Annotated in this window: 21 protein-coding genes; 14 read left to right on the plus strand and 7 right to left on the minus strand. The window is 74.0% G+C overall.

Annotation, left to right across the window (positions count from 1 at the left end):
- Positions 1-95: 95 nt before the first annotated feature.
- Both ABGA99_RS25105 and ABGA99_RS25110 read right to left on the minus strand, forming a co-directional pair.
- Positions 96-1,490: an aspartate aminotransferase family protein gene (locus ABGA99_RS25105; protein ID WP_347580286.1), complete on the minus strand. Its 1,395-nt coding sequence runs from the start codon at positions 1,488-1,490 to the stop codon at positions 96-98.
- A gap of 5 nt (positions 1,491-1,495) precedes the next feature.
- Positions 1,496-1,969: an Lrp/AsnC family transcriptional regulator gene (locus ABGA99_RS25110; protein ID WP_347580285.1), complete on the minus strand. Its 474-nt coding sequence runs from the start codon at positions 1,967-1,969 to the stop codon at positions 1,496-1,498.
- A gap of 256 nt (positions 1,970-2,225) precedes the next feature.
- Between ABGA99_RS25110 and ABGA99_RS25115 the strand changes: the two genes are divergently transcribed.
- From ABGA99_RS25115 to ABGA99_RS25155, 9 genes are all read left to right on the plus strand, one after another.
- Positions 2,226-3,656 (plus strand): gamma-aminobutyraldehyde dehydrogenase, encoded by a 1,431-nt coding sequence (locus tag ABGA99_RS25115; protein WP_347580284.1) that lies wholly within the window; start codon positions 2,226-2,228, stop codon positions 3,654-3,656.
- An 80-nt stretch (positions 3,657-3,736) separates the two neighbouring features.
- Positions 3,737-4,951, plus strand: a complete 1,215-nt coding sequence (locus tag ABGA99_RS25120; RefSeq protein ID WP_347583467.1) for a hypothetical protein — start codon at positions 3,737-3,739, stop codon at positions 4,949-4,951.
- Positions 4,952-5,057: 106 nt separating this feature from the next.
- Positions 5,058-6,572: a gamma-aminobutyraldehyde dehydrogenase gene (locus ABGA99_RS25125; protein WP_347583468.1), complete on the plus strand. Its 1,515-nt coding sequence runs from the start codon at positions 5,058-5,060 to the stop codon at positions 6,570-6,572.
- A gap of 110 nt (positions 6,573-6,682) precedes the next feature.
- Positions 6,683-7,933 carry a spermidine/putrescine ABC transporter substrate-binding protein gene (locus tag ABGA99_RS25130; RefSeq protein ID WP_347580281.1) on the plus strand — a complete coding sequence of 417 codons (1,251 nt, stop codon included), beginning with the start codon at positions 6,683-6,685 and terminating at the stop codon, positions 7,931-7,933.
- Entirely contained in the window at positions 7,930-9,090 is a 1,161-nt protein-coding gene (locus ABGA99_RS25135) for an ABC transporter ATP-binding protein (protein ID WP_347583469.1), read from the plus strand. The genes ABGA99_RS25130 and ABGA99_RS25135 overlap by 4 nt, the downstream gene beginning before the upstream one ends.
- Entirely contained in the window at positions 9,087-10,007 is a 921-nt protein-coding gene (locus tag ABGA99_RS25140) for an ABC transporter permease (protein ID WP_347583470.1), read from the plus strand. Before ABGA99_RS25135 ends, ABGA99_RS25140 begins: the two co-directional genes overlap by 4 nt.
- The gene (locus ABGA99_RS25145) at positions 10,007-10,798 is read left to right on the plus strand and encodes an ABC transporter permease (protein ID WP_047018367.1); all 792 of its coding nucleotides are present in this window, start codon (positions 10,007-10,009) and stop codon (positions 10,796-10,798) included. The genes ABGA99_RS25140 and ABGA99_RS25145 overlap by 1 nt, the downstream gene beginning before the upstream one ends.
- Complete coding sequence (locus tag ABGA99_RS25150; RefSeq protein WP_347583471.1) at positions 10,795-12,264, plus strand: FAD-dependent oxidoreductase; 1,470 nt, start codon at positions 10,795-10,797, stop codon at positions 12,262-12,264. The genes ABGA99_RS25145 and ABGA99_RS25150 overlap by 4 nt, the downstream gene beginning before the upstream one ends.
- A 20-nt stretch (positions 12,265-12,284) precedes the next feature.
- Positions 12,285-13,511 (plus strand): saccharopine dehydrogenase C-terminal domain-containing protein, encoded by a 1,227-nt coding sequence (locus ABGA99_RS25155; RefSeq protein ID WP_347580276.1) that lies wholly within the window; start codon positions 12,285-12,287, stop codon positions 13,509-13,511.
- A gap of 51 nt (positions 13,512-13,562) precedes the next feature.
- Here the strand turns inward: ABGA99_RS25155 and ABGA99_RS25160 are convergent, their stop codons facing one another.
- Positions 13,563-16,937 (minus strand): BTAD domain-containing putative transcriptional regulator, encoded by a 3,375-nt coding sequence (locus tag ABGA99_RS25160; RefSeq protein ID WP_347583472.1) that lies wholly within the window; start codon positions 16,935-16,937, stop codon positions 13,563-13,565.
- 149 nt (positions 16,938-17,086) lie between these two features.
- On the opposite strand from ABGA99_RS25160, the gene ABGA99_RS25165 reads away from it, so the two are divergent.
- Complete coding sequence (locus ABGA99_RS25165) at positions 17,087-17,638, plus strand: NAD(P)H-dependent oxidoreductase (RefSeq protein WP_347583473.1); 552 nt, start codon at positions 17,087-17,089, stop codon at positions 17,636-17,638.
- A 36-nt stretch (positions 17,639-17,674) separates the two neighbouring features.
- Complete coding sequence (locus ABGA99_RS25170) at positions 17,675-19,288, plus strand: MFS transporter (protein ID WP_347580273.1); 1,614 nt, start codon at positions 17,675-17,677, stop codon at positions 19,286-19,288.
- A 103-nt stretch (positions 19,289-19,391) separates the two neighbouring features.
- On the opposite strand, the gene ABGA99_RS25175 is transcribed toward ABGA99_RS25170, so the two are convergent.
- Both ABGA99_RS25175 and ABGA99_RS25180 read right to left on the minus strand, forming a co-directional pair.
- A complete protein-coding gene (locus ABGA99_RS25175; protein WP_347583474.1) occupies positions 19,392-20,087 on the minus strand; it encodes a glycerophosphodiester phosphodiesterase in 696 nt (231 codons plus the stop codon).
- Entirely contained in the window at positions 20,084-21,121 is a 1,038-nt protein-coding gene (locus ABGA99_RS25180) for an adenosine deaminase (protein ID WP_347583475.1), read from the minus strand. The genes ABGA99_RS25175 and ABGA99_RS25180 overlap by 4 nt, the downstream gene beginning before the upstream one ends.
- Before the next feature lie 100 nt (positions 21,122-21,221).
- Here ABGA99_RS25180 and ABGA99_RS25185 point away from each other — a divergent pair, with 100 nt between their 5' ends.
- The 3 genes from ABGA99_RS25185 (at position 21,222) to ABGA99_RS25195 (ending at position 23,403) form a co-directional block, all read left to right on the plus strand.
- Positions 21,222-21,632 (plus strand): DUF4190 domain-containing protein, encoded by a 411-nt coding sequence (locus tag ABGA99_RS25185; protein ID WP_347580270.1) that lies wholly within the window; start codon positions 21,222-21,224, stop codon positions 21,630-21,632.
- A 41-nt stretch (positions 21,633-21,673) separates the two neighbouring features.
- Positions 21,674-22,705, plus strand: coding sequence for a DUF4190 domain-containing protein (locus ABGA99_RS25190; RefSeq protein ID WP_347583476.1), 1,032 nt, complete (start codon positions 21,674-21,676; stop codon positions 22,703-22,705).
- 170 nt (positions 22,706-22,875) lie between these two features.
- Positions 22,876-23,403 carry a hypothetical protein gene (locus tag ABGA99_RS25195; protein ID WP_347583477.1) on the plus strand — a complete coding sequence of 176 codons (528 nt, stop codon included), beginning with the start codon at positions 22,876-22,878 and terminating at the stop codon, positions 23,401-23,403.
- On the opposite strand, the gene ABGA99_RS25200 is transcribed toward ABGA99_RS25195, so the two are convergent.
- Both ABGA99_RS25200 and gabT read right to left on the minus strand, forming a co-directional pair.
- Positions 23,357-24,265 (minus strand): phosphatase PAP2 family protein, encoded by a 909-nt coding sequence (locus ABGA99_RS25200; RefSeq protein ID WP_347580267.1) that lies wholly within the window; start codon positions 24,263-24,265, stop codon positions 23,357-23,359. The two genes, ABGA99_RS25195 and ABGA99_RS25200, sit on opposite strands and share 47 nt — an antisense overlap.
- Entirely contained in the window at positions 24,262-25,620 is a 1,359-nt protein-coding gene (gene gabT, locus ABGA99_RS25205) for a 4-aminobutyrate--2-oxoglutarate transaminase (protein ID WP_347580266.1), read from the minus strand. Before gabT ends, ABGA99_RS25200 begins: the two co-directional genes overlap by 4 nt.
- Positions 25,621-25,654: the final 34 nt, after the last annotated feature.

The raw sequence follows: 25,654 nt of genomic DNA on the forward strand, positions 1-25,654 counted from the left end.
GGGGCGGCGGAACCGCAGGTGAGGCGGCGGGCGGCGCGCCGGGGGGTCCGCTCGTACGGACGGACCGCCCGGCGCGGGCACCGGGACGGGCAGTGTCAGAGCTGCGCCCAGGCGTCGGTGAGGACCCCCCGCAGGATCTGCTCCGCCTCGTCGAAGACCGCCTGGTCGGCGACGAGCGGCGGGGCGAGCTGCACCACCGGGTCGCCGCGGTCGTCGGCGCGGCAGTACAGACCGTTCTCGAAGAGCGCCTTGGAGAGGAAGCCGTAGAGCACCCGCTCGGTCTCCTCGGCGGTGAAGGTCTCCTTGGTGGCCTTGTCCTTCACCAGCTCGATGCCGTAGAAGAAGCCGCTGCCGCGCACGTCGCCGACGATCGGCAGGTCGAGCAGCCGGCGCAGGGTGGCGTGGAAGGCCTCCTCGTTGGCGCGTACGTGGCCGTTGAGGTCCTCGCGCTCGAAGATGTCGAGGTTGGCGAGCGCGACCGCGCAGGAGACGGGGTGGCCGCCGAAGGTGTAGCCGTGCGGGAAGGTGTTGCCGCCGGCGTAGAAGGGCTCGGCGACGCGGTCGGAGACCAGGCAGGCGGCGAGCGGCGAGTAGCCGGAGGTCAGGCCCTTGGCGCAGGTGATGAGGTCCGGCACGTAGCCGAACTTCTCGCAGCCGAACATGTGGCCCAGCCGGCCGAAGGCGCAGATGACCTCGTCGGAGACGAGCAGCACGTCGTACGTGTCGCAGATCTCCCGCACCCGCGCGAAGTACCCGGGCGGCGGCGGGAAGCAGCCGCCGGCGTTCTGCACCGGCTCCAGGAAGACCGCGGCGACCGTCTCGGGGCCCTCGAAGAGGATCTGCTGCTCGATCTGGTCGGCGGCCCAGCGGCCGAACGCCTCCGGGTCGTCCCCGTGCACGGGCGCGCGGTAGATGTTGGTGTTCGCGACCTTGTGCGCGCCGGGGACCAGCGGCTCGAAAGGGGCCTTGAGCCCCGGCAGGCCGGTGATGGACAGGGCGCCCTGCGGGGTGCCGTGGTAGGCGACGGCGCGGGAGATCACCTTGTACTTGCCGGGCCGGCCGGTGAGCTTGAAGTACTGCTTGGCCAGCTTCCAGGCGGTCTCGACCGCCTCGCCGCCGCCGGTGGAGAAGAACACCTTGTTCAGGTCGCCGGGGGCGGCGGTCGCGAGCCGCTCGGCGAGTTCGACGGCCTTGGGGTGGGCGTAGGACCAGATCGGGAAGTACGCCAGCTCCGCGGCCTGCTTGGCGGCGGCCTCGGCCAGCTCGGTGCGGCCGTGTCCCGCCTGCACCACGAACAGGCCGGCGAGGCCGTCGAGGTAGCGCTTGCCCGTCTCGTCGTAGATGTAGGCGCCGTCGCCGCGGACGATGGTGGGCACGGGGGCGTTCTCGTACGACGACATCCTGGTGAAGTGCATCCACAGGTGGTCGTACGCGGCCTTGGAGGTGGCCGAGGGGGTGGCGCCGGATGCGGCGGTGCTGTCCTTGCTCACGGTTATCAGGTTCCCCACGAGTAGGTCTGCTTGCGCAGCTTCAGGTACACGAAGCTCTCGGTGGCGCGGACGCCGGGCAGCGCCCGGATCCGCTTGTTGATGAGCTCCAGCAGGTGGGCGTCGTCGTGGCAGACGACTTCGGCGAGCAGGTCGAAGGAGCCGGCGGTCACCACCACGTAGTCGACCTCGTCGAGGCCGGCCAGCGCGTCCGCGACCGGCTCGACGTCGCCGTCGACGGTGACGCCGATCATCGCCTGTCTCATGAAGCCGACCGTCAGCGGGTCGGTGACGGCGACGATCTGCATGACGCCCTGCTCCAGCAGCTTCTGCACCCGCTGGCGCACGGCCGCCTCGGACAGGCCGACGGCCTTTCCTATCGCGGCGTACGAGCGGCGGCCGTCCTGCTGCAACTGCTCGACGATCTTCAGCGAGACCTCGTCCAGTGCCGAGCCCGCCTGCTTCTTGTCATGTGTGGCCACGCTGTCACTCTGCCCGAGCGCCGGAGCCCGCCGCAAGGGGCTCGGAAACTGAATCCGTGGATGAATGGCGTACAAGCGATGGATTCGCTTGTTCCGTGATGCTTGAGCTGTCAATCTCGTACGAGGACGGGAATGTGGCCGCGCCGGCGAGGCCGCGGGCGGCGACGAAAGTCTTCCTGTTCAGGCGCCCCGTGACGGGCAAATCTCCCGCCGTTAGGGTGGGGCGCATCAGCGGACCGACTACTGGAGGGTCGCAGTGACCAGCGAACCGCGCCGTCTGCGCAACTACATCAACGGAGAATTCCGGGACGCCGCCGATGGCCGGACCATGGACGTCGTCGACCCGGCCACCGAGGAGGTCTACGCGACCGCGCCCCTGTCCGGCGCCGCCGACGTCGACGCGGCCATGCAGGCCGCGGCTGCCGCGTTCCCCGGCTGGCGCGACGCCACCCCCGGGGCCAGGCAGCTGGCGCTGCTGAAGATCGCCGACGCCCTGGAGGCGCGGGCGGACGAGCTGCTGGAGACCGAGTGCAAGGACACCGGCAAGCCCCTGGAGCTCACCCGCGAGGAGGAGCTGCCGGCGATGCTGGACCAGATCCGGTTCTTCGCCGGCGCGGCCCGCATGCTGGAGGGCAGGTCCGCCGGCGAGTACATGGACGGGCTCACCTCGTACGTACGGCGTGAGCCGATCGGCGTCTGCGCCCAGGTCACGCCCTGGAACTACCCCGTGATGATGGCGATCTGGAAGTTCGCCCCCGCGCTGGCCGCGGGCAACACGGTGGTCCTCAAGCCCTCCGACACCACCCCCGCCGCCACCGTGCTGCTCGCCGAGATCATGGGCGGCGTCCTGCCCAGGGGCGTCTTCAACGTCGTCTGCGGCGACCGGGACACCGGCCGGCTGATGGTCGAGCACTCCACTCCCGCCATGGCCTCCATCACCGGCTCGGTCCGGGCCGGCATGGAGGTCGCCGGCAGCGCGGCCAAGGACCTCAAGCGGGTGCACCTGGAGCTGGGCGGCAAGGCGCCGGTCATCGTCTTCGACGACGCCGACCTCGCCAAGGCCGTCGAGGACATCGCCGTGGCGGGCTACTTCAACGCCGGCCAGGACTGCACCGCCGCCACCCGGGTGCTCGTCCACGAGTCCGTCCACGACGAGTTCGTCTCGGCCCTCGCGAAGGCCGCCGCGGAGACCAAGACCGGCCCCGGCGAGGCGGACGCGCTCTACGGGCCGCTGAACAACGCCGCGCAACTGGAGCGCGTCGCCGGCTTCGTCGACCGGCTCCCGGCGCACGCGCGCGTCGAGGCCGGCGGCCGGCGGATCGGCGACAAGGGCTACTACTACGCCGCGACCGTCGTCTCCGGGCTCCGGCAGGACGACGAGATCATCCAGAACGAGGTCTTCGGCCCCGTCATCACCGTGCAGTCCTTCACCGACGAGGACCAGGCCCTCGCCTTCGCCAACGGCGTGCAGTACGCGCTGGCCTCCTCGGTGTGGACCAAGGACCACGGCCGCGCGATGCGGCTGTCGAAGGCGCTGGACTTCGGCTGCGTGTGGATCAACACCCACATTCCGCTGGTCGCCGAGATGCCGCACGGCGGGTTCAAGAAGTCCGGCTACGGCAAGGACCTCTCGTCGTACGGCTTCGACGACTACACCCGGATCAAGCACGTGATGACCGCGCTCTGAGCGCGCCTCCCGCACACCTACCTAGGTAGACCGCGGCCCCGGCCCGCGCGGATACGTATACCGATCCGCGCGGGCTACCGATGTCCGCGGCCGTTTCGCGGGGCAGGCTGATCTCCGCACAGACGCTGAAGACCAGCCTGGACGACGATGGGCACGGCCACATGACGCTGATCGGGCGCCGGGCGGACACCGCACGCCTCGGGGAACTCTTACGTGATACGCGGCTGGTGACGGTGACCGGACCCGGCGGGGTCGGCAAGAGCGCGCTCGCGGCCGAGGCGATCGGCCGCCTCGGCCGCGGGCGTTCCGCACCCGAGGTGCTGCGCGTCGACATGGCGCCGGTGCGCGAGGCGGCGGCCGTGCACCGAAGGCTGGCGGAGGCGGCGCGGCGGCTGCCGGACAGCGGGCGGCGGGCGGCGGTGCTGCTCGTGGACACCTGCGAGCACGTCGCCGGGGCGGTGGTGGACGGTCTGGAGGTGCTGCTGCGACAGCGGACGGGGCTGCGGGTGGTGGCCACGAGCCGGGTGCCGCTGGGCGGCGCCGCGGGGGCGGCGTGCGCGACCGGAGCCGGAGCCGCGGGTGCCGCGGCCACCGGGGCCGGAGCCGGAGCAGGGGCCGTCGGCGGCGTTGCGCGGCGGCACACCTGGCCGCGCGGGGCGACCCTGCGGCTGGAGCCGCTGGCGCCCGCCGATTCCGTAGCGCTGCTGGAGAGTCTGGCGCCGCACGCGATGCTCGACGACGACGCCGACCGCGAGGCACTGCGCGCCACCTGCGCCCTGCTGGAGGGCCTGCCGCTGGCGGCCAGGATCGCCGCCTCCCAGCTCGCCCGGCACTGCCCCGACCGGCTGCTGGAGCGCATCTCCCGCCCCGCCGGCTGCCTCGACCTGGCCGTCGAGGGCCCCCGGTGGCCGGCCAGACAGCGCTCGCTGCGGGCCTCGCTGCGCTGGACGCACCGCCTGCTCACGCCCGCCGAGCAGTTGCTGTGGGCCCGCTGCAGCGTTTTTCCAGGAACGTTTCGCCTCCCGGACGCCGCCGAGGTCTGCGCCGACGAGCGGCTGCCGCCTGACGCGCTGCCCGCCGTCTTCCGCGCACTGCTGCGCCAGGGCGTCCTCGCCGTACGGCACCGGGGCGGCGGCGCCCGGGCGCAGGCCGGGGCGGCGGAGCGGCCGGTGCGGATGGCGCGGCCGGTGCGCGCGTACGGGATGGATCAACTGGTGCGGCTCGGGGAGGAGGCGGACTTCCAGCGCCGCTGTCTGGACTGGACGATGGTGACCGAGGACACCTGGGAAGACTGATTCCGTCGCTTCTCCAAATGAAGACGACGGAATCCCTTGCCGGATATAGCACCTCCTGTCATGATCAGCCATCAACCCCGGCCGAAACGACATCCGGAGTGGTTCGATGGCCCCTCGCCTCGAAGCGGCGGCACGCTTCGCCCCCGGCGCGCAGTTCGTCGCCGGCCGCCTGGTCGCCGGCACGTCCGGACGCGCGCAGAGCGTCACGGACCCGGCCACCGGCGATGAGGTCCTGCGGTACGAACTCGCCGGCCCGGCCGACGTCGACGCCGCCGTCGCCGCGGCCGTCGCGGCTCAGCCCGGCTGGGGCGCCGCGACCCCCGGAGAGCGCTCCGACGCGCTGCACCGGCTCGCGGGGCTGCTCGCGGAGCGGGCGGAGGAGTTCGCGTACGCCGAGTCGCTGCAGTGCGGCAAGCCGATCCGGCTCAGCACGGAGTTCGACGTCCCCGGCACCGTCGACAACGCCGCGTTCTTCGCGGGCGCCGCCCGGCTGCCGGAGGGCAGGGCCGCCGCGGAGTACAGCGCCGACCACACCTCGGCGATCCGCCGCGAGCCCGTCGGCGTCGTCGGCTCCGTCGCGCCGTGGAACTACCCGCTGCAGATGGCCGCCTGGAAGGTGCTGCCGGCCGTCGCCGCCGGGAACGCCATCGTGCTGAAGCCCAGCGAGCTGACGCCGCTGACCTCGCTGATGTTCGCCCAGGCCACCGTCGATGCGGGGATCCCGGCCGGGGTGGTCAACGTCGTCTGCGGCGCCGGGGCCGACGCCGGCGAACACCTCGTCGCGCACCCCGACGTGGCGATGACCTCGTTCACCGGCTCCACCGCCGTCGGCCGCCGCGTCGCGGCCCTCGCCGCCGCGGCGGGCGCCGGCGTCAAGCGGCTGCATCTGGAGCTGGGCGGCAAGGCCCCCTTCGTCGTCTTCGACGACGCCGACCGAGAGGCCGCCGTGCACGGCGCCGTCGCCGGCGCCCTCATCAACACCGGCCAGGACTGCACCGCCGCCACCCGCGCCTACGTCCAGCGCCCGCTGTACGACGCCTTCGTCGACGGCGTCGCCGCGCTCATGGCCCGGGTCCGGCTCGGCGACCCCTTCGACCCCGCGACCGACCTCGGCCCCCTCGTCTCGTACGCCCAGCGCGACCGCGTCGCCGCCTTCGTCGACCGGGCCCGCGCCGCCGGCGCCCGCGTCGTCACCGGCGGCCGGGCACCGGACCTGAAGGGCGCGTACTACGCACCCACCCTTGTCACCGGTGCCGCGCAGGACAGCGAGATCGTGCAGAGCGAGGTCTTCGGGCCCGTGCTCACCGTGCTGCCCTTCGACGCCGACGACGAGGGCATCGCACTCGCCAACGACACCCCCTACGGCCTCGCCGCCTCCGCGTGGAGCCGCGACGTCTACCGCACCGCGCGTGCCGCCCGGGAGATCCGGGCCGGCTGCGTGTGGCTCAACGACCACATCCCGATCGTCAGCGAGATGCCGCACGGGGGTTACAAGGCCTCCGGGTTCGGCAAGGACATGTCCGCGTACTCCTTCGAGGAGTACACCCAGATCAAGCACGTGATGCAGGACATCACCGGGACCGCGCGCAAGGAGTGGCACCGCACCGTGTTCACCCCCTGAGCCGCCCGGCGCCCGCGTACGCCCGCCGCCCACCGCTCGTGCGGCCCGGCACCGCACCCGCACCACGCGCCCGCAGCCCACTGGCCCGTCCCCGAGGAAGGCCGACCCCCATGGATCCGTTCGCCTCACTCCCCGAACCCGTAGCGAGGGCCTGGGAGCGCAGCCTGACCAGCGGCCGGGCCGCGATGTCCCGGCGCCGGCTGCTCGCCGCGGGCGGCGCGCTGGCCGGGGCCGCCGCGCTGCCGGCGCTCGGCGCGTGCGGCATCCCGGCCGCCGACAGCGGCGGCCCGGACGGCGAAGCCGCCGCGGCCAGGGACTACTCGAAGCAGGAGAAGGAACTCGCCTTCTCCAACTGGCCGCTGTACATCGACGTCGACGACGAGAACGAGAACGTCCGCCCCACCCTGGAGCGCTTCCAGGAGCGCAGCGGCATCCGCGTGACGTACACCGAGGACGTCAACGACAACGTCGAGTTCTTCGGCCGTATCAAGCCGCAGCTCGCCGCCGGCCAGGACACCGGCCGCGACCTGGTGTGCCTGTCGGACTTCATGGCCGGCCGGCTCATCCGGCACGGCTGGGCGCAGCGCCTGGACCCGCGCAACCTGCCGCACGCCAACGTCAACCTCGAACCGCGCTTCCGCAACGCCGCGCACGACCCCGGGCGGCAGTTCACGATGCCGTGGGCGGGGCTGGCCACGGTCGTGGCGTACAACAAGAAGGCCACCGGGGGCCGCGAGGTCTCCTCCGTCGCGCAGTTGCTGGAGGACGACTCGCTCAAGGGCAAGGTGTCGCTGCTCACCGAGATGCAGGACACCATCGGCATGACGCTCATCGACATGGGCAAGTCGCCGACGAAGTTCACCGACGACGACTTCGACGCCGCCCTCGCCCGGGTCCAGAAGGCCGTGGACGACGACCAGCTCCGCCGCTTCACCGGCAACGACTACACCGAGGAGCTGGTCAAGGGCGACATCGCCGCGTGCCTGGCCTGGGCCGGCGACATCGTCCAGCTCCAGCTCGACACCGACGACATCGAGTTCGTGATCCCCGGCAAGGGCTATCTCTACGCCACCGACGACCTGCTCGTCCCCGCCCGGGCCCGGCACAAGACCAACGCCGAGAAGCTGATCGACTACTACTACCGGCCCGACGTCGCCGCCGAGCTGGCGGCCTGGGTCAACTACATCTGCCCCGTCGTCGGCGCCCGCGCCGAGATGAAGAAGATCGACGCCTCGCTCGCCGACTACCCGCTGATCTTCCCCGACCGGCAGATGATCGACAAAGGCCAGGTCTTCATGTCGATGAACGACGACAAGGAGACCGCGTATCAGGACAAGTGGTCCAAGGTGATCGGGGCGTGAGCGCGGTGGCGGAGCAGCGGGCGGGCGTCACGCTCACCGGGATCAGCAAGAAGTTCGGCGACGTCACCGCCGTACACCCCCTGGACCTCACCGTCCCCCGGGGCTCGTTCTTCGCGCTCCTGGGCGCCTCGGGCTGCGGCAAGACCACCACCCTGCGGATGATCGCCGGCCTGGAGCAGCCCACCACCGGCTCCGTGCGCCTCGGCGACGAGGACGTGACCGCCCTGCCGCCGCACCGGCGCAAGGTCAACACCGTCTTCCAGAGCTACGCCCTCTTCCCCCACCTCGACGTCCGCGACAACGTCGCCTTCGGGCTGCGCCGCCGCGGCATCCGGTCGGTGGCCAAGGACGTCCAGCAGACCCTGGAGCTGGTCGAGCTGGGCCCTCTCGCGCGCCGCAAGCCGCACCAGCTCTCCGGCGGCCAGCAGCAGCGGGTGGCGCTGGCCCGCGCGGTCGTCAACCGGCCCGAGGTGCTGCTGCTCGACGAGCCGCTGGGCGCCCTCGACCTGAAGCTGCGCCGGCAGATGCAGTTGGAGCTTAAGCGCATCCAGACGGAGGTCGGCATCACGTTCGTGCACGTCACGCACGACCAGGAGGAGGCCATGACCATGGCCGACACCATCGCCGTGATGAACGCCGGCCGGGTGGAGCAGCTCGGCGCGCCCGTCGAGCTGTACGAGGATCCCGCCAGCTCCTTCGTCGCCAACTTCCTCGGCCAGTCCAACCTGATCGCCGCCGAGATAACCGGCACCGCCGGCGCGGACCTGCTGCTGTCCGCCGCCGGTGACGTCAAGCTGGTCCTGCCCGCGGCCCGCTGCCGTGCCCGGTCCACCGCCGTGGGAGCCCGGGTACTCGCCGGGATGCGGCCGGAGAAGATCTCCCTCAGCCACCGCGACGCCGCCGTCAACGGCGCCGTCGCCGACGGCCGCAACCGGATACCCGGCACCGTCGTCGACGCCTCCTTCACGGGCGCCGCCACGCAGTACGTCGTCGACAGCCCCGTCTGCCCCGAGCTGTCGGTGTTCGTGCAGAACGTCGACCGCGACCCCGGGCTCGTACGGGGCGCGGAGGTGGTCCTGCACTGGAACCCGGCGCACACCTTCGGTCTGGACGGCGACCAGGATATTGACGCGGGTACGGGCGAGGAGGCCCTGTGACCGCGCTCGCCGCCCCGCCGGAGGCGAAGCCCGACGCGCCCGAACCGCCGCCCCTGCGCCGCCGGCTCACCCCATACTGGCTGCTGCTGCCGGCCGCGCTGTGGCTGCTGGTCTTCTTCGCCGCCCCGCTGGTCTACCAGGCCTCGACCTCCGTGCAGTCCGGCTCCTTCGAGGAGGGCTTCGAGGTCACCTGGCGGTGGGCCAACTACACCGAGGCGCTCGATCAGTACGCCGAGCACTTCGCCCGCTCCTTCGGCTACGCCGCCGTGGCCACCGTCCTGTGTCTCGCCATCGGCTACCCGCTCGCGTACATGATCGCCTTCCGCGCCGGGCGCTGGCGGGGGGTTCTCCTCGTCCTCGTCATCGCCCCGTTCTTCACCAGCTTCCTCATCCGCACGCTGGCGTGGAAGACGATCCTGTCCGACAACGGCCCGCTCGTCGGCGCCCTGGACGCCCTGCACGTCCTCGACGTCACCGCGACCCTCGGCCTGACCACCGACGACCGGCTGCTCGCCACCCCGCTCGCGGTCGTGTGCGGACTGACGTACAACTTCCTGCCGTTCATGATCCTGCCGCTCTACGCCTCGCTGGAGCGCATCGATCCGGGACTGCACGAGGCCGCGCAGGACCTCTACGCCCGCCCGCCGACCGTCTTCCGCCGGGTCACCTTCCCGCTGTCGATGCCCGGCGTCGTCGCCGGCACGCTGCTGACCTTCATCCCCGCCTCCGGCGACTACATCAACGCCCAGCTCCTCGGCTCGCCGAAGGAGCAGATGGTCGGCAACGCCATCCAGAAGCAGTTCCTCAACGTGCTCGACTACCCCACCGCCGCGGCGATGTCGTTCCTGCTGATGGCCGCCATCCTGATCACGGTCACCGTGTACATCCGCCGGGCCGGCACCGAGGAGCTGGTGTGATGCGCTGGATCCGCCGCCACCTCGTCGTCATCGCCGGCACGCTCGCGCTGGTCTACCTGCTGCTGCCCAACGTCGTCGTGCTGGTCTTCTCCTTCAACGACCCCGCGGGCCGCTACAACTACACCTGGCAGTCGTTCTCCACCGACGCCTGGACCGATCCCTGCGGCGTCGCCGGCATGTGCGACTCCGTCGGCCTCAGCCTGCGGATCGCGCTCGCCGCGACCGTCGCCGCCACCGTCATCGGCACCCTCGCGGCCTTCGCGCTCGCCCGGCACCGCTTCCGCGGCCGGGCCGCGGGCAACTCGCTGATCTTCCTGCCGATGGCGATGCCCGAGGTGGTCATGGCCGCCTCGCTGGGCACCCTGTTCCTCAACATGCGCGTCGAGTTCGGCGTGACGACCATCCTCATCGCGCACATCATGTTCTGCCTCAGCTTCGTCGTCGTCGCGGTCAAGGCGCGGGTGGCGAGCATGGACCCGAAGCTGGAGGAGGCGGCCCGGGACCTGTACGCGGGGCCGCTGCAGACGTTCCTCCGCGTCACGCTGCCGCTGGCGGCGCCGGGGATCGCCGCCGGGGCGATGCTGAGCTTCGCGATCTCGCTGGACGACTTCATCATCACGCAGTTCAACGCGGGACCCTCCACGGTCACGTTCCCGATGTACGTCTGGGGCGCGTCGCAGCGCGGCATCCCGGTGCAGGTCAACGTCATCGGCACGGCGATGTTCGTGGCCGCGCTGGCGCTGGTGGTGGCCGGGCAGGTCGTCGGGGCGCGGCGGAGGTCACGGGCGTGACGGACCCCGCACGCGCCCTGGCGTCGGCCGCCCCGCGGCCGTACTGGCTCGACGACCCCGACCGGCCCGCGGCGCTGCCCGCGCTCACCGGCGCCGAGGAGGCCGACCTGCTCGTCGTCGGCGGCGGCTACAGCGGTCTGTGGACGGCGCTGCTCGCCAAGGAGCGCGGCCCCGGCCGCGACGTCGTCCTCATCGAGGCCGCCGAGTGCGGCTGGGCCGCCTCCGGCCGCAACGGCGGCTTCTGCGCCGCGTCGCTCACCCACGGCCTCGGCAACGGGCTGGAGCGCTGGCCCGGGGAGATCGGCACGCTGGAGCGGCTGGGCGCGGAGAACCTGGACGCGATCGGCGCGGCGGTCGACCGGTACGGCATCGACTGCGACTTCCGGCGCACCGGCGAGATCACGGTGGCCACCGAGCCGTACCAGCTCGACGAGCTGAGCGAGTTCGCCGAGGAGGCGACGCGCCGCGGTCTCGGCGCGGGGCTGCTGCTGATGGACCGGGACGCGGTACGCGCGGAGGTCGACTCGCCGACCTTCCTCGGCGGGCTCTGGGACCGCGACGGCGTCGCCATGGTCCACCCGGCGCGGCTGGCCTGGGGCCTCAGGCGGGCGTGCCTGGAGGCGGGCGTACGGATCTACGAACACACCCCGGGTCTCGCCCTCGCCCCCGCCGGCGGAGGAGGCGGCGGGGGCGGGGCGCTCCGCCCCACGGGCGCCCCGGGCGCGCGGGGGCGCGGCGGCGGCGCGATGGAGGTGCGCACCCCGTACGGGCGGGTGCGCGCGCCGCACGTCGCGCTCGGTACCAACGCCTTCCCGAACCTGGTCCGCCGGGTCCGCCCCTACCTCACCCCCGTCTACGACTACGCGCTCATGACCGAGCCGCTGACCGCCGCACAGCGCGACGCCGTGCGCTGGCACCACCGCCAGGGGCTCGCCGACAGCGCCAACCAGTTCCACTACTTCCGCATCACCGCCGACCACCGCATCCTGTGGGGCGGCTACGACGCCGTCCACCACTTCGGCGGCGCGGTGCGCGCCGAGTACGACCAGCGCCCCGAGACCCATCTGAAGCTCGCCCGCCACTTCCACCGCTGCTTCCCGCAGCTCGCCGACGTCCGCTTCACCCACCGCTGGGGCGGCGCCATCGACACCTGCTCCCGCTTCGCCGCCTTCTTCGGCACGGCGCACGGCGGCCGCGTCGCGTACGCCGCCGGCTACACCGGCCTCGGCGTCGGCGCCAGCCGCTTCGGCGCCGAGGTGATGCTCGACCTGCTCGCGGGCGAGCACACGGAGCGTACGGAGCTGCGGATGGTGCGCGGCAAGCCGCTGCCGTTCCCGCCGGAGCCGCTGGCGTGGGCGGGCATCGGGCTGACCCGGTGGTCGCTGGCGCGGGCGGACGCCGGCGGCGGGCGGCGGAACCTGTGGCTCAGGGCGCTGGACCGCATGGGCATGGGCTTCGACAGTTGACGGAAGCAGGGAGTGGGCGGATGCGCATCTTGCTGGTGGGCGCGGGCGGCGTCGGCACGGCGATCACCCGGATCGCGGCGCGCCGCGACTTCTTCGAGGCGATGGTCGTCGCGGACTACGACGCCGGCCGCGCGGAAGCCGCGGTCGCCCACGTACGGGCCGCCCACCCGGGGCCGTCCGGCGCCCGGTTCACCGCGGCCCGGGTGGACGCCGGCGACCGCAGGGCGGTGGCCGCCCTGCTGCGTACCCACCGCTGCGACGTGCTTCTGAACGCCACCGATCCCCGCTTCGTCATGCCGCTCTTCGAGGCCGCGTACGACACCGCCGCCACCTATGTCGACATGGCGATGTCCCTGTCCCGCCCGCACCCCGTCCGCCCGTACGAGGAGTGCGGTGTGAAACTCGGCGACCAGCAGTTCGCCGCCGCCGACCGCTGGGCCACCTCCGGCCGGCTCGCCCTCGTCGGCATGGGCGTCGAACCCGGCCTCTCCGACGTCTTCGCCCGCTACGCCGCCGACGAACTCTTCGACACCGTCGAGGAGATCGGCGTTCGCGACGGCGCGAACCTCACCGTGGACGGCTACGACTTCGCGCCGTCGTTCTCCATCTGGACGACGATCGAGGAGTGCCTCAACCCTCCGGTGATCTGGGACGCCGACCGCGGCTGGCACACCACCGAGCCCTTCAGCGAACCGGAGGTCTTCGACTTCCCCGCGGGCATCGGGCCGGTGGAGTGCGTCAACGTCGAGCACGAGGAGGTGCTGCTCGTGCCGCGCTGGATCGACGCGAAGCGGGTCACCTTCAAGTACGGGCTGGGGGAGGAGTTCATCGACGTCCTCAAGACCCTGCACAAGCTGGGCCTGGACCGCACCGCGCCGGTCGCGGTCGGCGACGCGAAGGTCTCGCCGCGGGACGTGGTCGCCGCGTGCCTCCCGGACCCGGCGGCACTCGGCGACCGGATGCGCGGCAGGACGTGCGCGGGGACGTGGGTCCGCGGCACGAAGGACGGCGGGCCGCGGGAGGCGTACCTCTACCACGTGGCGGACAACGAGGAGACGATGGCCCTCGACGGCGTCCAGGCGGTCGTCTGGCAGACCGGCATCAACCCGGTGGTAGCCCTGGAACTCCTGGCCACCGGCCAGTGGACGGCCACGGGCGTCCTCGGCCCGGAAGCCCTCCCGCCGAAACCCTTTCTCGGCCTCCTGACGGCCTACGGCTCCCCCTGGTCCCTCCGCGACGGCGGCTGACCCGGGGCGCCACAGGCCCGTGACCCGGCCGCGCGGCAGCCCGGCCGCGGCTCACGCCCCGCCGGTCGGCAGGTCTTCCCAGGCCGCCGTCTCGCCCTTCGTCAGCTCCGTCGCCAGGTCCGCCGGACTCAGCTCCGTGCGCAGGCGGGCGGTGATGCGGTCGGTGTCGGTGCGTTCGGCTTCGGGGAGGGGGGCGCCCGCGGAGATGCGGAGGGCTCCGGCCTTGCCGAGGAGGCGGGCGGCCCCGGCGGCGTTGCCGGCCAGGGACTCCGCGCCGGCCAGGCCCTCCAGGGCCAGGGCGAGGGCGCGGGGGTCGCCGGTGGGGCGGGCGGAGGCCAGGCTCTCGCGGTGGTGGGCGCGGGCCTGCTCCGGATCGCCGGCCAGCTCCGCGACGAAGCCCAGCTCGGCGAGGATCAGGGCCGTGCCCACGTCCGACTCGATCTTCCGGTCCCAGTCCAGCCAGCGCCGCAGATGCGCCTCCGCCTCCGCCAGCCGGCCCTGCCGGCGGGCGCCCATCGCCAGGCCGATGCCCGCGAACTCCTCGCCCACCACGTACCCCTGCTCGGCGGCCAGCCGCGCGGCCCGGCCGTGGAGGTCGTCGGCCTGCACGAGGTCCCCCGTGAGCAGTGCGACGCGGCCCAGCATCGACAGCTTGTCCGACACCTCCGACCACAGTCCCAGGTCCTCGGCCATCCGCAGGCCCTCGCGGTGCAGCCGGGCGGCCTGCGCGTAGTCGCCGGTGATCTCCGCGTACGTACCGAGCGCGTACGTCGCGTGCAACTGGCCCCAGCGGTCGCCGAGTCCGGCGAAGAGCACCATGCTGCGCTCCCCGTACTCCGCGAGCGCCGGCAGGTCGCCGCGGAGCACCGCCTGCCGGGCGATGGTGCTGGACACCGCGGCGGTGCCCCACTGGTCGCCGAGCGCGCGGAAGACCTCCTCGGCGCGGGTCAGCGGGTCATCGCCGCCGGGCAGCGGGCCGAGGCCGAGCCGGGTGAGGGCGAGGAAGGCGTCCGCGCGGGCGCCGGCGGCCAGTTCGGGGAGGGTGCCGGGCTGCGGCGGGCGGACGGCGGGCAGCGCGTCGGGGGTGAGGGTCTCGCCAAGGCGGAGGGTCATGGCGGCGCGCCAGGTGAGGGCGGCGGTGCGGGCCGCGGACTCTGCCTCGGGGCCGGCCGCCGGCGGCGTCGTCAGGGCCGTGGTGAGGAAGCGGCGGCCCTCGCCGAGGCGGCCGCGTAGCACCCAGTACCACGCCAGGTCGCAGGCCAGGCCGAGCGCCGTGACCGCGGCGCCGGTACGTACCGCGTCCTCCAGCGCCGCGCGCATGTTGGCGGCCTCGGCGTCGAGGCGCAGCAGCCACTGGCGCTGGGCGGGGCCGCGCAACTGGGGCTCGGCCTCGGCGGCGAGGGAGGCGTAGTACGCGGTGTGGCGGCGGCGTACCGCAAGGAACTCGCCGGCCTCGCAGAGCTGTTCGTGGCCGTAGGCGGCGACGGACTCCAGCAGGTGATAGCGCGCGGGGGCGACGCCGTCGCCCGGGGTGGTCATGACCAGGGAGCGGTCGACGAGACGGGCGAGGAGGTCGAGCACGTCGTCCTCGGCGATGCCGTCGCCCGCGCAGACCGCCTCGGCGGCGCGCAGCGTGCAGCCGTCCGCGTGGAGGGAGAGGCGGCGGAGAACCGCCTGCTCGGGGGCGGTCAGCAGCTCCCAGCTCCAGTCGAGCATCGCGCGCAGGGTGCGCTGCCGGGCGGGCGCGTCGCGGGGGCCGGCGGACAGCAGCCGGAACCGGTCGTCCAGCCGGGCTGCCAACTCGTGCACCCCGAGGGCCCGTACGCGGGTGGCGGCCAGCTCCAGGGCCAGGGGGATGCCGTCGAGCCGGCGGCAGACGGCCGCGACGGCCGCGGCGTTGCCCGCGTCGACGGCGAAGCCGGGGGCGACCGCGGCCGCCCGCTCGACGAAGAGCCGCACGGCCCCGGAGGCGCGCAGGGCGGCGAGGTCGGGCGCGGGGGTCCGGCCCGGGGCGAGGACGGGCGCCGGGTGTGTGGTGCCGCTCGCGATGGCCGCGGTGGGAGCTGCGTTCGCCTCCCCCGGGGTCGCGCTCGCCACCGGCGGCGGGACGTCCAACGGGGCCACCGGCCACAGGTGTTCGCCGCCGACGCCCAGCGGCTCCTGGCCCGTCGCCAGTACGTGCACACCCGGTGCCGCGGCCAGGAGCCGGGCGCAGAGCGCGGCGACCGCGTCCACGACGTGCTCGCAGTTGTCGAGGACCAGCAGCGTCCGCTTCGTCCGCAGCGCCTCGGCCAGCCGCTCCGCCGGCGCCGCGCCGCCCGCGCCGGTCAGCAGCCCGCCGCCGGCGGTCTCGTCCCGTACGCCCAGGGCCGCGGCCACCACCTCCGCCGCCTCCTCGGCGTCGGGGGCGACGTCCTCCGGCGCCGCCGCGGGCCGGGGCGGCGCCAGCGTCGACAGCTCCACCAGCCACACCCCGTCGGGGAACGCCCCCGGCAGCCCCCGGGCCGTCTCCAGTGCCAGCCGGGTCTTGCCCACCCCGCCCGGCCCCGTCAGCGTCACCAGCCGGCCCGTGGCCAGCAGCCCCCGGACCGCCGCCACCGACTCCTCCCGGCCGATCAGCTCACCGTGCGGCGCCGGCAGGTTCCCCCGTACCGCCGTCTCTTCCCGCTCCGGCGGGCCGAGCGCCGCGTCCTGCTCCAGGATCGACTGGTGCAGCGCGACCAGCTCCGGGCCCGGATCCAGGCCCAGGTCCTCCGCGAGTTGCGTGCGCAGCCGGCCGTAGCTCGCCAGCGCCTCGCTCTGCCGCCCCGCGCGGTACAGCGCGCGCAACTGGGCGGCGCGCAGCCGTTCGCGCAGCGGGTGGCGGGCGACGAGGTCGCCCAGCTCGTCGGCGAGGAGCGCGTGCTCGCCGAGTTCGAGCCGGGCCTCGGCCTGCTCTTCGAGGGCCGTCAGCCGCAGCTCGTCGAGCCGGGCGATCTCGGCGCGCGCGAACTCCTCGTCGGCGAAGTCCGCCAGCACCTCGCCCCGCCACAGCGCGAGCGCGTCCGCGAGCAGCGCCGCGCGTGCCCGGGGGCCTTCGGCGCGGCGGGCGGCGGCGGTCAGGGCCGCGAAGCGGCCGGTGTCGGTGGCCTCGGGGCCGACGTCCAGCAGGTAGCCGGGCGGGCGGGAGACGACGAGCGCCCGGGCGCCGGGCTCGGCGTCCTCCAGTGCGCGGCGCAGCTGGGAGACGCGGGTCTGCAGCGCTCCGACGGGGTTCGCCGGCGGGGTGTCGCCCCACAGGTCGTCCACGAGCCGGTCGGCGGGCACGGCGCGGCCGGCGTGGATCAGCAGGTCGGCCAGGAGGCTGCGGACCTTCACCTCCGGTACGCGGACCGCCTGGCCGCCGGCCGTCCACACCGCCAGCGGACCGAGCACCCCGAAGCGCATGCGTTCACCGTAACCCAGCCCACTGACAGCCCTTGTCGCCGCAGGTCAGGACCGTATCCGCAGCGGATCTGAAGCGGATCCGAAGGAGACCTGGAGCGCCCTGCCGCACCGTGGTCCACGTCGTCGCCGCGAGTGGGAGGAGGCCCCGGATGAGTACGGACGTCACGCTGCGGCTGACCGTCCTCGGCGGTCTCGGGCCCGGCCGGGCGGCCGGTGCCGAGGCCCGGCGGCTCGCCGGTCTCGCGGGCCGGCGGGCCCGGCTGGAGGTCGACCTCATCGACCTCGCGGCGGCCTGCCTGCCCGAGCCGTGCCCCGGCGTGCTGCCCGGTCACGCGCCGGAGCCGCCCGCCGTACGGGAACTGCGGCCGTGGCTGGACGCGGCCGACGGGTTCGTCGTCGTGGCCCCGGCCCCCGCCGGGCCGCACCCCGCCGGACCGTACCCCGCAGGGCAGCACTCCGCCGGGCCGCTGCAGCGCGCGCTGGTGTGGTGCGCCGAGGCGTTCAAGGCGCGGCCGGTGGCGCTGCACGTACGCGCCGGAGAGGAGACCGCACGCGCTCTGCGCACCCTGCGGGCCGACCTCGCCGAGGCGCACGCGCTGACCGTCCACGAGACCGACTGTCCCGACCACGCGCTCGACGAACTCATCTGGTGGGCCCGCGCCTTGCGTACCGCTCGCGCCCACACCCCGTACCCCTTCTGATCCCCGCCGTCCCCGAACCCCGAAACGAGAAGAATCATGTCCGCAATCGCCCCGGAGGCCCCCGTGCTGCGCGCCGGCCCCAGGCAGTGGCTCGGCCTCGCGGTGCTGCTCGCGCCGACGATCCTGCTGTTCGTCACGATGACCGTGCTGTTCCTCGCCACCCCCGACATCGCCGCCGACCTCGAACCCAGCAGCGGCCAACTGCTGTGGATCAACGACATCTACGGCTTCATGATGGCCGGCCTGCTCGTCGCCATGGGCACCCTCGGCGACCGCATCGGCCGCCGCCGCATCCTCCTCTTCGGCGCCGTGGCGTTCGGCGTGGCGTCCGCGCTGGCCGCGTTCGCGCCCAGTGCGGAGATGCTCATCGCGGCGCGCGCCGTGATGGGCCTGGGCGCGGCGGCGGTGATGCCGTCGACGCTGTCGCTGATCAGCAACATGTTCCAGGAGGCCAAGCAGCGCGCCACCGCCATCGGTCTGTGGGCGGCGTCCGTGTCCGTCGGAGTGGCCGTCGGCCCGCTGGTCGGCGGGCTGCTGCTGGAGAACTTCTGGTGGGGCGCCGCCCTGCTGGCGGGCGCGCCGGTGATGGGTCTGGTGCTGCTCGCGGCGCCGTTCCTGGTGCCCGAGTACCGGGCACCGCAGCCGGGGCGGCTCGACCTGCCGAGCGTGGCGCTGTCGGTGGTCACCATCCTGCCGATCGTCTACGGGGTGAAGGAGATGGCGGCGCACGGCGTGAACGCCACCGCGATCGTCGCCCTCGTACTCGGCGTCGTGCTCTCCACCGTGTTCGTACGGCGGCAGCTCCGGCTGACCGACCCCCTGCTCGACATGCGGCTGTTCCGCGACCGTACCTTCAGCGGCTCGCTGGCCGTCTTCCTCCTCAGCGCGGTCGCGCTCGGCGGCGTCTACCTGCTCTTCACGCAGTACCTGCAGCTCGTCGAGGAGCTGACGCCGCTGGAGGCGGGGCTGTGGATCCTCCCGGCGGCGGTGCTGCTGGTGATCGTCTCGATGCTGTCGCCGGTGATCGCCCGCAGGGTGCGCCCGGGGTACGTCGTGGCGGCGGGCAGCCTGCTGTCCGCGGCGGGGTACGTGGTGCTCACCCAGGTCGACAGCGTGGGCGGGCTGCCGCTGCTGATCACCGGCTTCTACCTGCTCTACCCGGGCATCGCGCCGGTGATGGCCCTGGCCACCAACCTCGTCATCGGCTCCGCCCCGCCGGAGAAGGCGGGTGCCGCGTCCGCGGTCAACAGCACGGCCAGCGACCTCGGCGTGGCCCTGGGCATCGCCCTGCTGGGCAGCGTCGGCACCGCCGTCTACCGCGGCGACATGGCGGACGCGGTTCCCGCCGACGTCCCCGAGGGCGCGGACGCCGCCGCCCGCGACACCCTGCCGGGCGCGCTGAGCGCGGCGGAGAACCTGCCGGCGGCGCTGGGCGAGGCGGTACTGACGCCGGCGAAGGAGGCGTTCGCCAGCGGCCTCAACGTGGCGGCGGCGGTCGCGGCGGGCCTGGCGGTCGCGGCGGGGGTCCTGTCGGCAACGCTGCTCCGCCGCGTCCCCGCCTCGGGCACCCCGCAGCCGGAGCCGGAAGCCGCACCCGAGATCCCGCCCGCGCGGGACGAGACCCCGGTACCGGCGGAAGCCGGCCGCTGAGGCCCGTACGCCGCCCTGGACAGCCGGCGCACGGGAGCGGAAGAGAGCCGCGTGGCGGGGGAGTCGAGCCCCTGCCACGCGGCACCCGCCGTCGAGGTGCTTCTCAGGAGCCGAGGTGGCGGCGCAGGCCCGCGATGCGGTTGCTGGTGATGGCGTCGACGCCCATGGCCGTCAGCCGGCGCCAGTTGCGGGGCCAGTCGACCGTCCAGCACGACACCTTGTAGCCCGCCTCGTGGTCCTCCCGGACAGTCGCCTCGTCGAGGAGGCCGAAGCGGTAGTTGAGCCACTGCGGGCGCAGGCGCCGCAGCAGGCCCGCACGGTACGGGACGGGCGAGGAGCACGTCAGCGCTATCTCGGCGTCGGGGTCCGCGGCGCGGATGGTGAGCAGGGCCGCGGTGCCGCCGCAGTAGTACGTACGGGCCGCCGCCTCGCACTCCAGCACCTCGGCGACGACGTGTTCGGCCGCCGCCGGGTCCGGCAGGTCGATGAACGAGCGGACGCCCGGGCTGTCCGCCATGACCTTCAGCGCCTCGCGCAGCGTCGGGATGCCGCCCTCGGAGCGCTCCTGGACCTCGGCGTACGTCAGCGACGCCAGGTTCACCTCCTGCCCCCACAGCCGCTGCAGCGTGCGGTCGTGCAGCAGCACCGGCACGCCGTCCCAGGTCAGCCGGACGTCGAACTCCACCGCGTCCGCGCCCGCGGCCACCGCCGAGCGCAGCGAGCCGAGGGTGTTCTCGCGGACGACGTACGGATCGCCGCGGTGGGCGACGGCCAGCACGGCGGGCGCGGCCCTCGTCACGTGGCGGGCTGGGTGGCGGGCCGGGCGGCGAGGTACGCGTCGATCTCCGCCGTCAGCGCCGCCTTCGCGGCCGGCTCCATGAACGACGCGGTGACCGAGTTCTTCGCCAGCGCCGCTATCCCCGCCTCGTCCAGGCCGAGGAGGCGGGCGGCGACCCCGTACTCCGTGTTCAGGTCCGTACCGAACATCGGCGGGTCGTCGCTGCCCAGCGCCACCAGGACGCCCGCGTCGACGATCTGCCGCAGCGGGTGCTCGTCCAGCGAAGGGACCGCCTTCGTCGCGATGTTGGACGTCGGGCAGACCTCCAGCGCGATCCCCGCCTCCGCGAGGTGCGCCAGCAGCTTCGGGTCCTGCGCCGCGCTCGTGCCGTGCCCGATGCGCTCGGCGCGCAGCTCGGTGACCGCGTCCCAGACCGTCTGCGGCCCGGTCGTCTCGCCCGCGTGCGGGACGCTGCGCAGCCCGGCCGCTATGGCCCGGTCGAAATACGGCTTGAACTGCCCGCGCGGCACGCCGATCTCGGGACCGCCGAGGCCGAAGGCCACGAGCCCTTCGCAGCCGATGTCGACCGCGATCCGCGCGGTCTCCTCGGCCGCCGCGAGCCCCGCCTCGCCGGGGATGTCGAAGCACCAGCGCAGCACGACGCCCAGCTCGGCCTCGGCCCTGCGCCGGGCGTCCTCCAGGGCGTCGAGGAAGGCGCGGTCCGGGATGCCGCGGCTCGTGGAGCTGTACGGCGTGACGGTCAGCTCCGCGTACCGGATCTGCTGCCGGGCCATGTCGCGGGCGATCTCGTACGTCAGCAGGTGCACGTCTTCGGGGTCGCGGACGAGGTCCACGACGGACAGGTAGATCTCGATGAAGTGGGCGAAGTCGCGGAAGGAGAAGAACTCGGCGAGCGCGGCCGCGTCCGCGGGCACCGCGGAGTCCGGGTGCCGCGCGGCGAGTTCGGCGACGATGCGGGGCGACGCGGAGCCCACGTGGTGGACATGGAGCTCGGCCTTGGGCAGACCGGCGATGAAGGAGTCGAGATCGGCCATCGCATCATCGTAGGCCAACGGACTGACGCCGCCGCCCCGGCTCCGTAGCATGTGCGAACGCGCGTGCGCGCGGGGCGCGCGGGCAGCGGAGGGAGCGGACATGGCGGCGAGCAGTCCACCGGCGCCGGCCGCGGCCGGGGCGCGGCAGGGACCGGCCGGTCTGGGCACGAAGGCGATGGTCTGCGGCATCGTCGGCGTCACGCTCCTGCCCACGGTCTACGGCATCGTCCTCTCGGTGCTGCTCGGCCCCGCGGCGCTGGTGCTCGGCCTGGCCGCGCGCAGCCGCGCCCGGCGCGACGGGGTCCCCGCCGGGCGCAACGCGGTCGTCGGCATCGCGACGGGCGCGGTGGCGTTCGCGGTCGCGGCGGTGGTCATCGTGCTGACGCTGACGGGCGTGATCTTCTCCGGGGACGACGAGGAGGAGAAGCCCGCGGACCGCCGGGAGGGGCCGAGCGTGCAGGTCATGGCGGACCGGTCGGGGACGCTGCCGTGGCCTGGCGGCGCGGGGTGAGCCGGTCCGACGGGATACGGGCGGCTCGTACAGTTGAGCCCATGGACACCGACCGGCGGGACGACGCGGCGGAGCAAGGTGCGCTTCGCGTGGAGGAGGGCCGGGAGACGGGGGATCCCGCCGGGGATTCCGCCGGGGCGGAGGCGGGCGGCGAGGTGCCCGCCGGTGACGGTACGGGTGCGGACGAGCGCGCGGGGGTGGCGGACGGTCCGGTTTCCGGCCCCGCGGAGCACGCGGCGGGCGGGGGGACGGACCCCACGGCCACCCCCGGCACCGCCCTTCCGCCCTCGCCCGACGGCGGCCCGCCCGTCCCCCTCGCGCCCGGCTGGCAGCGGCCGCAGCCGGGGGCCGACCCCGGCCCGTACGGCCCGAAGCCCTACCTCCCCGGCCCCTACGCCTGGGTGCCGCCCGCCGGGCCGCGCAACGGCTCGGGGATCGCGGCGGTGATCCTCGGGGTCATCGGCGCCGTGCTCTCCTCCACGCTCCTCCTCAGCCCCCTCGCCGTCATCCTCGGCGGCCTCGCCGTCGGCTTCGGCATCGTCACCCTCCGCCGGGTGCGGCGCGGCGAGGCGCGCAACAGGGGGTCCGGACTGTCGGGCATCTGGCTCGGCAGTGTCGCGGCGGTCGTCGGTATCGGCATGAGCATCCTGCTCGTCGTCCTCGCGGTCGACTTCTTCGCCCCCGTCTCGCCCGAGACGGACAGCGCGGTCGAGGCCGGCGAGACCATCTCGTACGACGACGGCCTGGAGGTGACCCTCCACGCGGAACGGGCCCGGGCCGGCCACCTTGACGTGTGGGTCCGGGTCGAGAACCGCACCGGCGAGCTGGCGACCCTGGCGAACAGCGAGGTCAGCGCGTACCCCATCGGCTCCGACGGCGGGAACCTGGAGCAGGAGAGCGGCCACGGGCTGCCGCTGACCCTGGGCGACGACCGCGTCGCGGTCGCCATGTACCGCTTCGTGCTCGACGACGGGACGGGCGAGGTCGAGTTCGAGGTCTCGCCGGGCGGGCCCTACGAGTACGCGTACTGGTGGAAGGACCTCGACGGCCGCACCGGCGAGCGGCCCGCCTGAGACCCGCCACGCGCGCCGTGCGCTCCGGCGTACGCCCCTGCTGAGCGTGCTGATCCACCCCACCGTGGCCATTTTCGTCAAGCCGCATAAGAGCTGAGGCCCTGCCCCCTCTCCCCACTGACAACCGGTCTGGCAGGACCGGTGCGAGGGGAGACGAGGAATGAAGCGTGATGACTGGTGCGGGGTCGGAATCCGCGGTCGAGTGGCTGGTGTCGGCGGCCTCAGAACCCGAGACCTGCCGGTGGGAGTGGGAGCGCAATCCGCTGGGGGTGTCGCTGCTGCCCGCCGGCCGCGTGTGGGACGTGCTGATCCTGCCGGGTGAGCTGGGGCGGGCCACGCTCGACGTGATCGCCCGGATCACCGGCCGGCCGGGCCCGGTGCTCGCGGACCTGACGGACGCGCGGCTGGGGTTCTTCGTGCCGCCGGGGACTGCCGCGCGGTGGGTCGGCACGGGGGTGCGCAGCGCGGGGCGAGGGACGTGGATCGTGGTGCCCTACCCGGGGCGGTCCACCGGTGCGGTGCGGTGGCTGGTGCCGCCGGACGGCAGCGGGCGGCTCACGGATCCGGTGCTGCTGGAGCTGGCGATGCACGAGGCGGCCGCGCACCTCGCGGACGCGCCGGACGCGCCGGACGCGCCGGACGCGCCGGATGCTACGGGCGGCGCGGCCGGCGGAGACGGTCCGGTCCGTGGGGAATGACGCGAGCCGTGGCGTACGCCGTGAGCCGGGCGGCTCCGTAGCGGCAGCCGGCGAGCAGCACCCCGGCCAGAGACCACCCCGCCAGCACGTCCAGCGGCCAGTGGTACTCCCGCCACACCAGCCCCGCCCCCACGCCGAGCACCACCGTCCCCGCCGCGGCGACCAGCAGCCGCCGGGCGGCGGGGGAGCGCAGCAGCGGCAGCAGGAGCAGCACGACGGCGCCGTACGCGACGGCGGCGGTGGTGGAGTGGCCGGAGGGGAAGAAACCGGCGTAGTCGTCGGCGAGCGGGCCCTTGGGACCGGGCCGGGCCTGCGCGGACTTCAGCGGCAGGACGACGGCGGGCAGCACGGTGAAGGCGGCGGCGCCGGCGAACAGCGGGACCCGCACGGCGGCCGGGACGCGGCGCAGGAGGGGGTGCAGGAGACCGAGGAGGCGAAGGGTGCCGAGGGGGCCGCGGCCCGCGGGGGCGTGCGCGGTACGTTCCCCGCCCCCGGGCGCCGCCTGGGCGCGCACCGGCGTACGCCACACCGCGTACAGCATCGCCGCCGCCAGCACCGGCAGCGCCACCCACACCCCGCCCAGGTCGGCCAGCAGCTCCGCGCCCGGCGGGGCGTGCCGCGACAGCGCGGGGCCGGTGCGCTCGTCCAGCTCGCGCACCGGCCCGTCCACCGCGACCTGCCAGGCCAGCAGCCCGTACAGCACGGCGCAGCCGAGAACGGCCCACGCCGCGGCGGTCCACCGCCGCGGCGCGGGTGCCGGCTCCTGCCCCTGCTCGCGGCCCGGTGCCGGCTGCCGTGCCCGTTCCGCACCCCGCGCCGCCGAGCGGCGCGGGGTGCGCCGTGCCCGTACCGCCTGCCTCACGCGTTCCGCGAGAGCGCCCCTTCCAGAATGTCCAGCCCTTCGGCCAGCAGGTCCTCGCCGATCACCAGCGGCGGCAGGAAGCGCATCACGTTCCCGTACGTCCCGGTGGTCAGCACCAGCAGCCCCTCCGCATGGCACGCCTTGGCCAGCGCCGCCGTGAGCTGCGGGTCCGGGTCCTTCGTCCCCGGCTTGACCAGCTCGATGGCCAGCATCGCACCCCGGCCGCGCACCTCGCCGATGGCGTCGTGCTTCTCCTTGAGCGCCGTCAGCCGGCCCTTCATGATCTCCTCGATGCGCCGGGCCCGTGCGTTCAGGTCCAGCTCGCGCATCGTCTCGATGGCGCCGAGCGCGGCGGCGCACGCCACCGGGTTGCCGCCGTACGTGCCGCCGAGGCCGCCGACGTGCGGGGCGTCCATGATCTCCGCGCGGCCGGTGACCGCGGCCAGCGGCAGCCCGCCGGCGATGCCCTTGGCCGTGGTGATGAGGTCGGGGACGACACCCTCCGCCTCGGAGGCGAACCACTGACCCGTACGGCAGAAGCCGGACTGGATCTCGTCCGCGACGAAGACGATGCCGTTGTCCTTCGCGAACTGCGCGATCCGCGGCAGGAAGCCGGGCGCCGGCACGATGAAGCCGCCCTCGCCCAGGATCGGCTCGATGACGATCGCCGCCACGTTCTCCGCGCCGACCTGCTTGCTGATCAGGTCCATGGCCTGCGCCGCGGCCTCCTCGGCGCAGTTCTCGGGGCCGGTCAGCCAGCGGTAGGGGTAGGCGACGGGCACGCGGTAGATCTCCGGCGCGAAGGGGCCGAAGCCGTGCTTGTACGGCATGTCCTTGGCGGTGAGCGCCATGGTGAGGTTCGTCCGCCCGTGGTAGCCGTGGTCGAAGACGACGACGGCCTGGCGGCCGGTGTACGAACGGGCGATCTTGACGGCGTTCTCCACGGCCTCGGCGCCGGAGTTGAAGAGCGCCGACTTCTTGGCGTGGTCCCCGGGGGTCAGCTCGGCGAGCTGCTCGCAGACCTCCACGTAGCCCTCGTACGGGGTGACCATCATGCAGGTGTGCGTGAAGTCGGCGAGCTGCGCGGACGCGCGGCGGACGACGGCCTCGGCGCTGTTGCCGACGGACGTGACGGCGATGCCGGCGCCGAAGTCGATGAGCCGGTTGCCGTCGACGTCCTCGACGACGCCGCCGGCGGCGCGGGCGGCGAAGACGGGCATCACGGTGCCCACGCCCTGTGCCACGGCGCCGTTCTTGCGCGCCATCAGCTCCTGGGACTTCGGCCCCGGGATCGGGGTGACAAGCCGCCGCTCCTGGGGGAGCGCGGCGCCTGCGGTGGCGGAAGCGCTGGTCATGGGGGATCTCCTCCGGGTCCGGACGACGATGCTC

Source organism: Streptomyces sp. B5E4 (assembly GCF_039871555.1).
Lineage (GTDB): Bacteria > Actinomycetota > Actinomycetes > Streptomycetales > Streptomycetaceae > Streptomyces.

Excerpts from the sequence above, each read along its gene's own strand:
- ABGA99_RS25120 (WP_347583467.1), top strand. The coding sequence starts at position 3,737 with ATGTCCGCGGCCGTTTCGCGGGGCAGGCTGATCTCCGCACAGACGCTG.
- ABGA99_RS25125 (WP_347583468.1), top strand. The coding sequence starts at position 5,058 with ATGGCCCCTCGCCTCGAAGCGGCGGCACGCTTCGCCCCCGGCGCGCAG.
- ABGA99_RS25130 (WP_347580281.1), top strand. The coding sequence starts at position 6,683 with ATGGATCCGTTCGCCTCACTCCCCGAACCCGTAGCGAGGGCCTGGGAG.
- ABGA99_RS25145 (WP_047018367.1), top strand. The coding sequence starts at position 10,007 with ATGCGCTGGATCCGCCGCCACCTCGTCGTCATCGCCGGCACGCTCGCG.
- ABGA99_RS25155 (WP_347580276.1), top strand. The coding sequence starts at position 12,285 with ATGCGCATCTTGCTGGTGGGCGCGGGCGGCGTCGGCACGGCGATCACC.
- ABGA99_RS25160 (WP_347583472.1), bottom strand. The coding sequence starts at position 16,937 with ATGCGCTTCGGGGTGCTCGGTCCGCTGGCGGTGTGGACGGCCGGCGGC.
- ABGA99_RS25165 (WP_347583473.1), top strand. The coding sequence starts at position 17,087 with ATGAGTACGGACGTCACGCTGCGGCTGACCGTCCTCGGCGGTCTCGGG.
- ABGA99_RS25170 (WP_347580273.1), top strand. The coding sequence starts at position 17,675 with ATGTCCGCAATCGCCCCGGAGGCCCCCGTGCTGCGCGCCGGCCCCAGG.
- ABGA99_RS25180 (WP_347583475.1), bottom strand. The coding sequence starts at position 21,121 with ATGGCCGATCTCGACTCCTTCATCGCCGGTCTGCCCAAGGCCGAGCTC.
- ABGA99_RS25185 (WP_347580270.1), top strand. The coding sequence starts at position 21,222 with ATGGCGGCGAGCAGTCCACCGGCGCCGGCCGCGGCCGGGGCGCGGCAG.
- ABGA99_RS25190 (WP_347583476.1), top strand. The coding sequence starts at position 21,674 with ATGGACACCGACCGGCGGGACGACGCGGCGGAGCAAGGTGCGCTTCGC.
- ABGA99_RS25195 (WP_347583477.1), top strand. The coding sequence starts at position 22,876 with ATGACTGGTGCGGGGTCGGAATCCGCGGTCGAGTGGCTGGTGTCGGCG.
- gabT (WP_347580266.1), bottom strand. The coding sequence starts at position 25,620 with ATGACCAGCGCTTCCGCCACCGCAGGCGCCGCGCTCCCCCAGGAGCGG.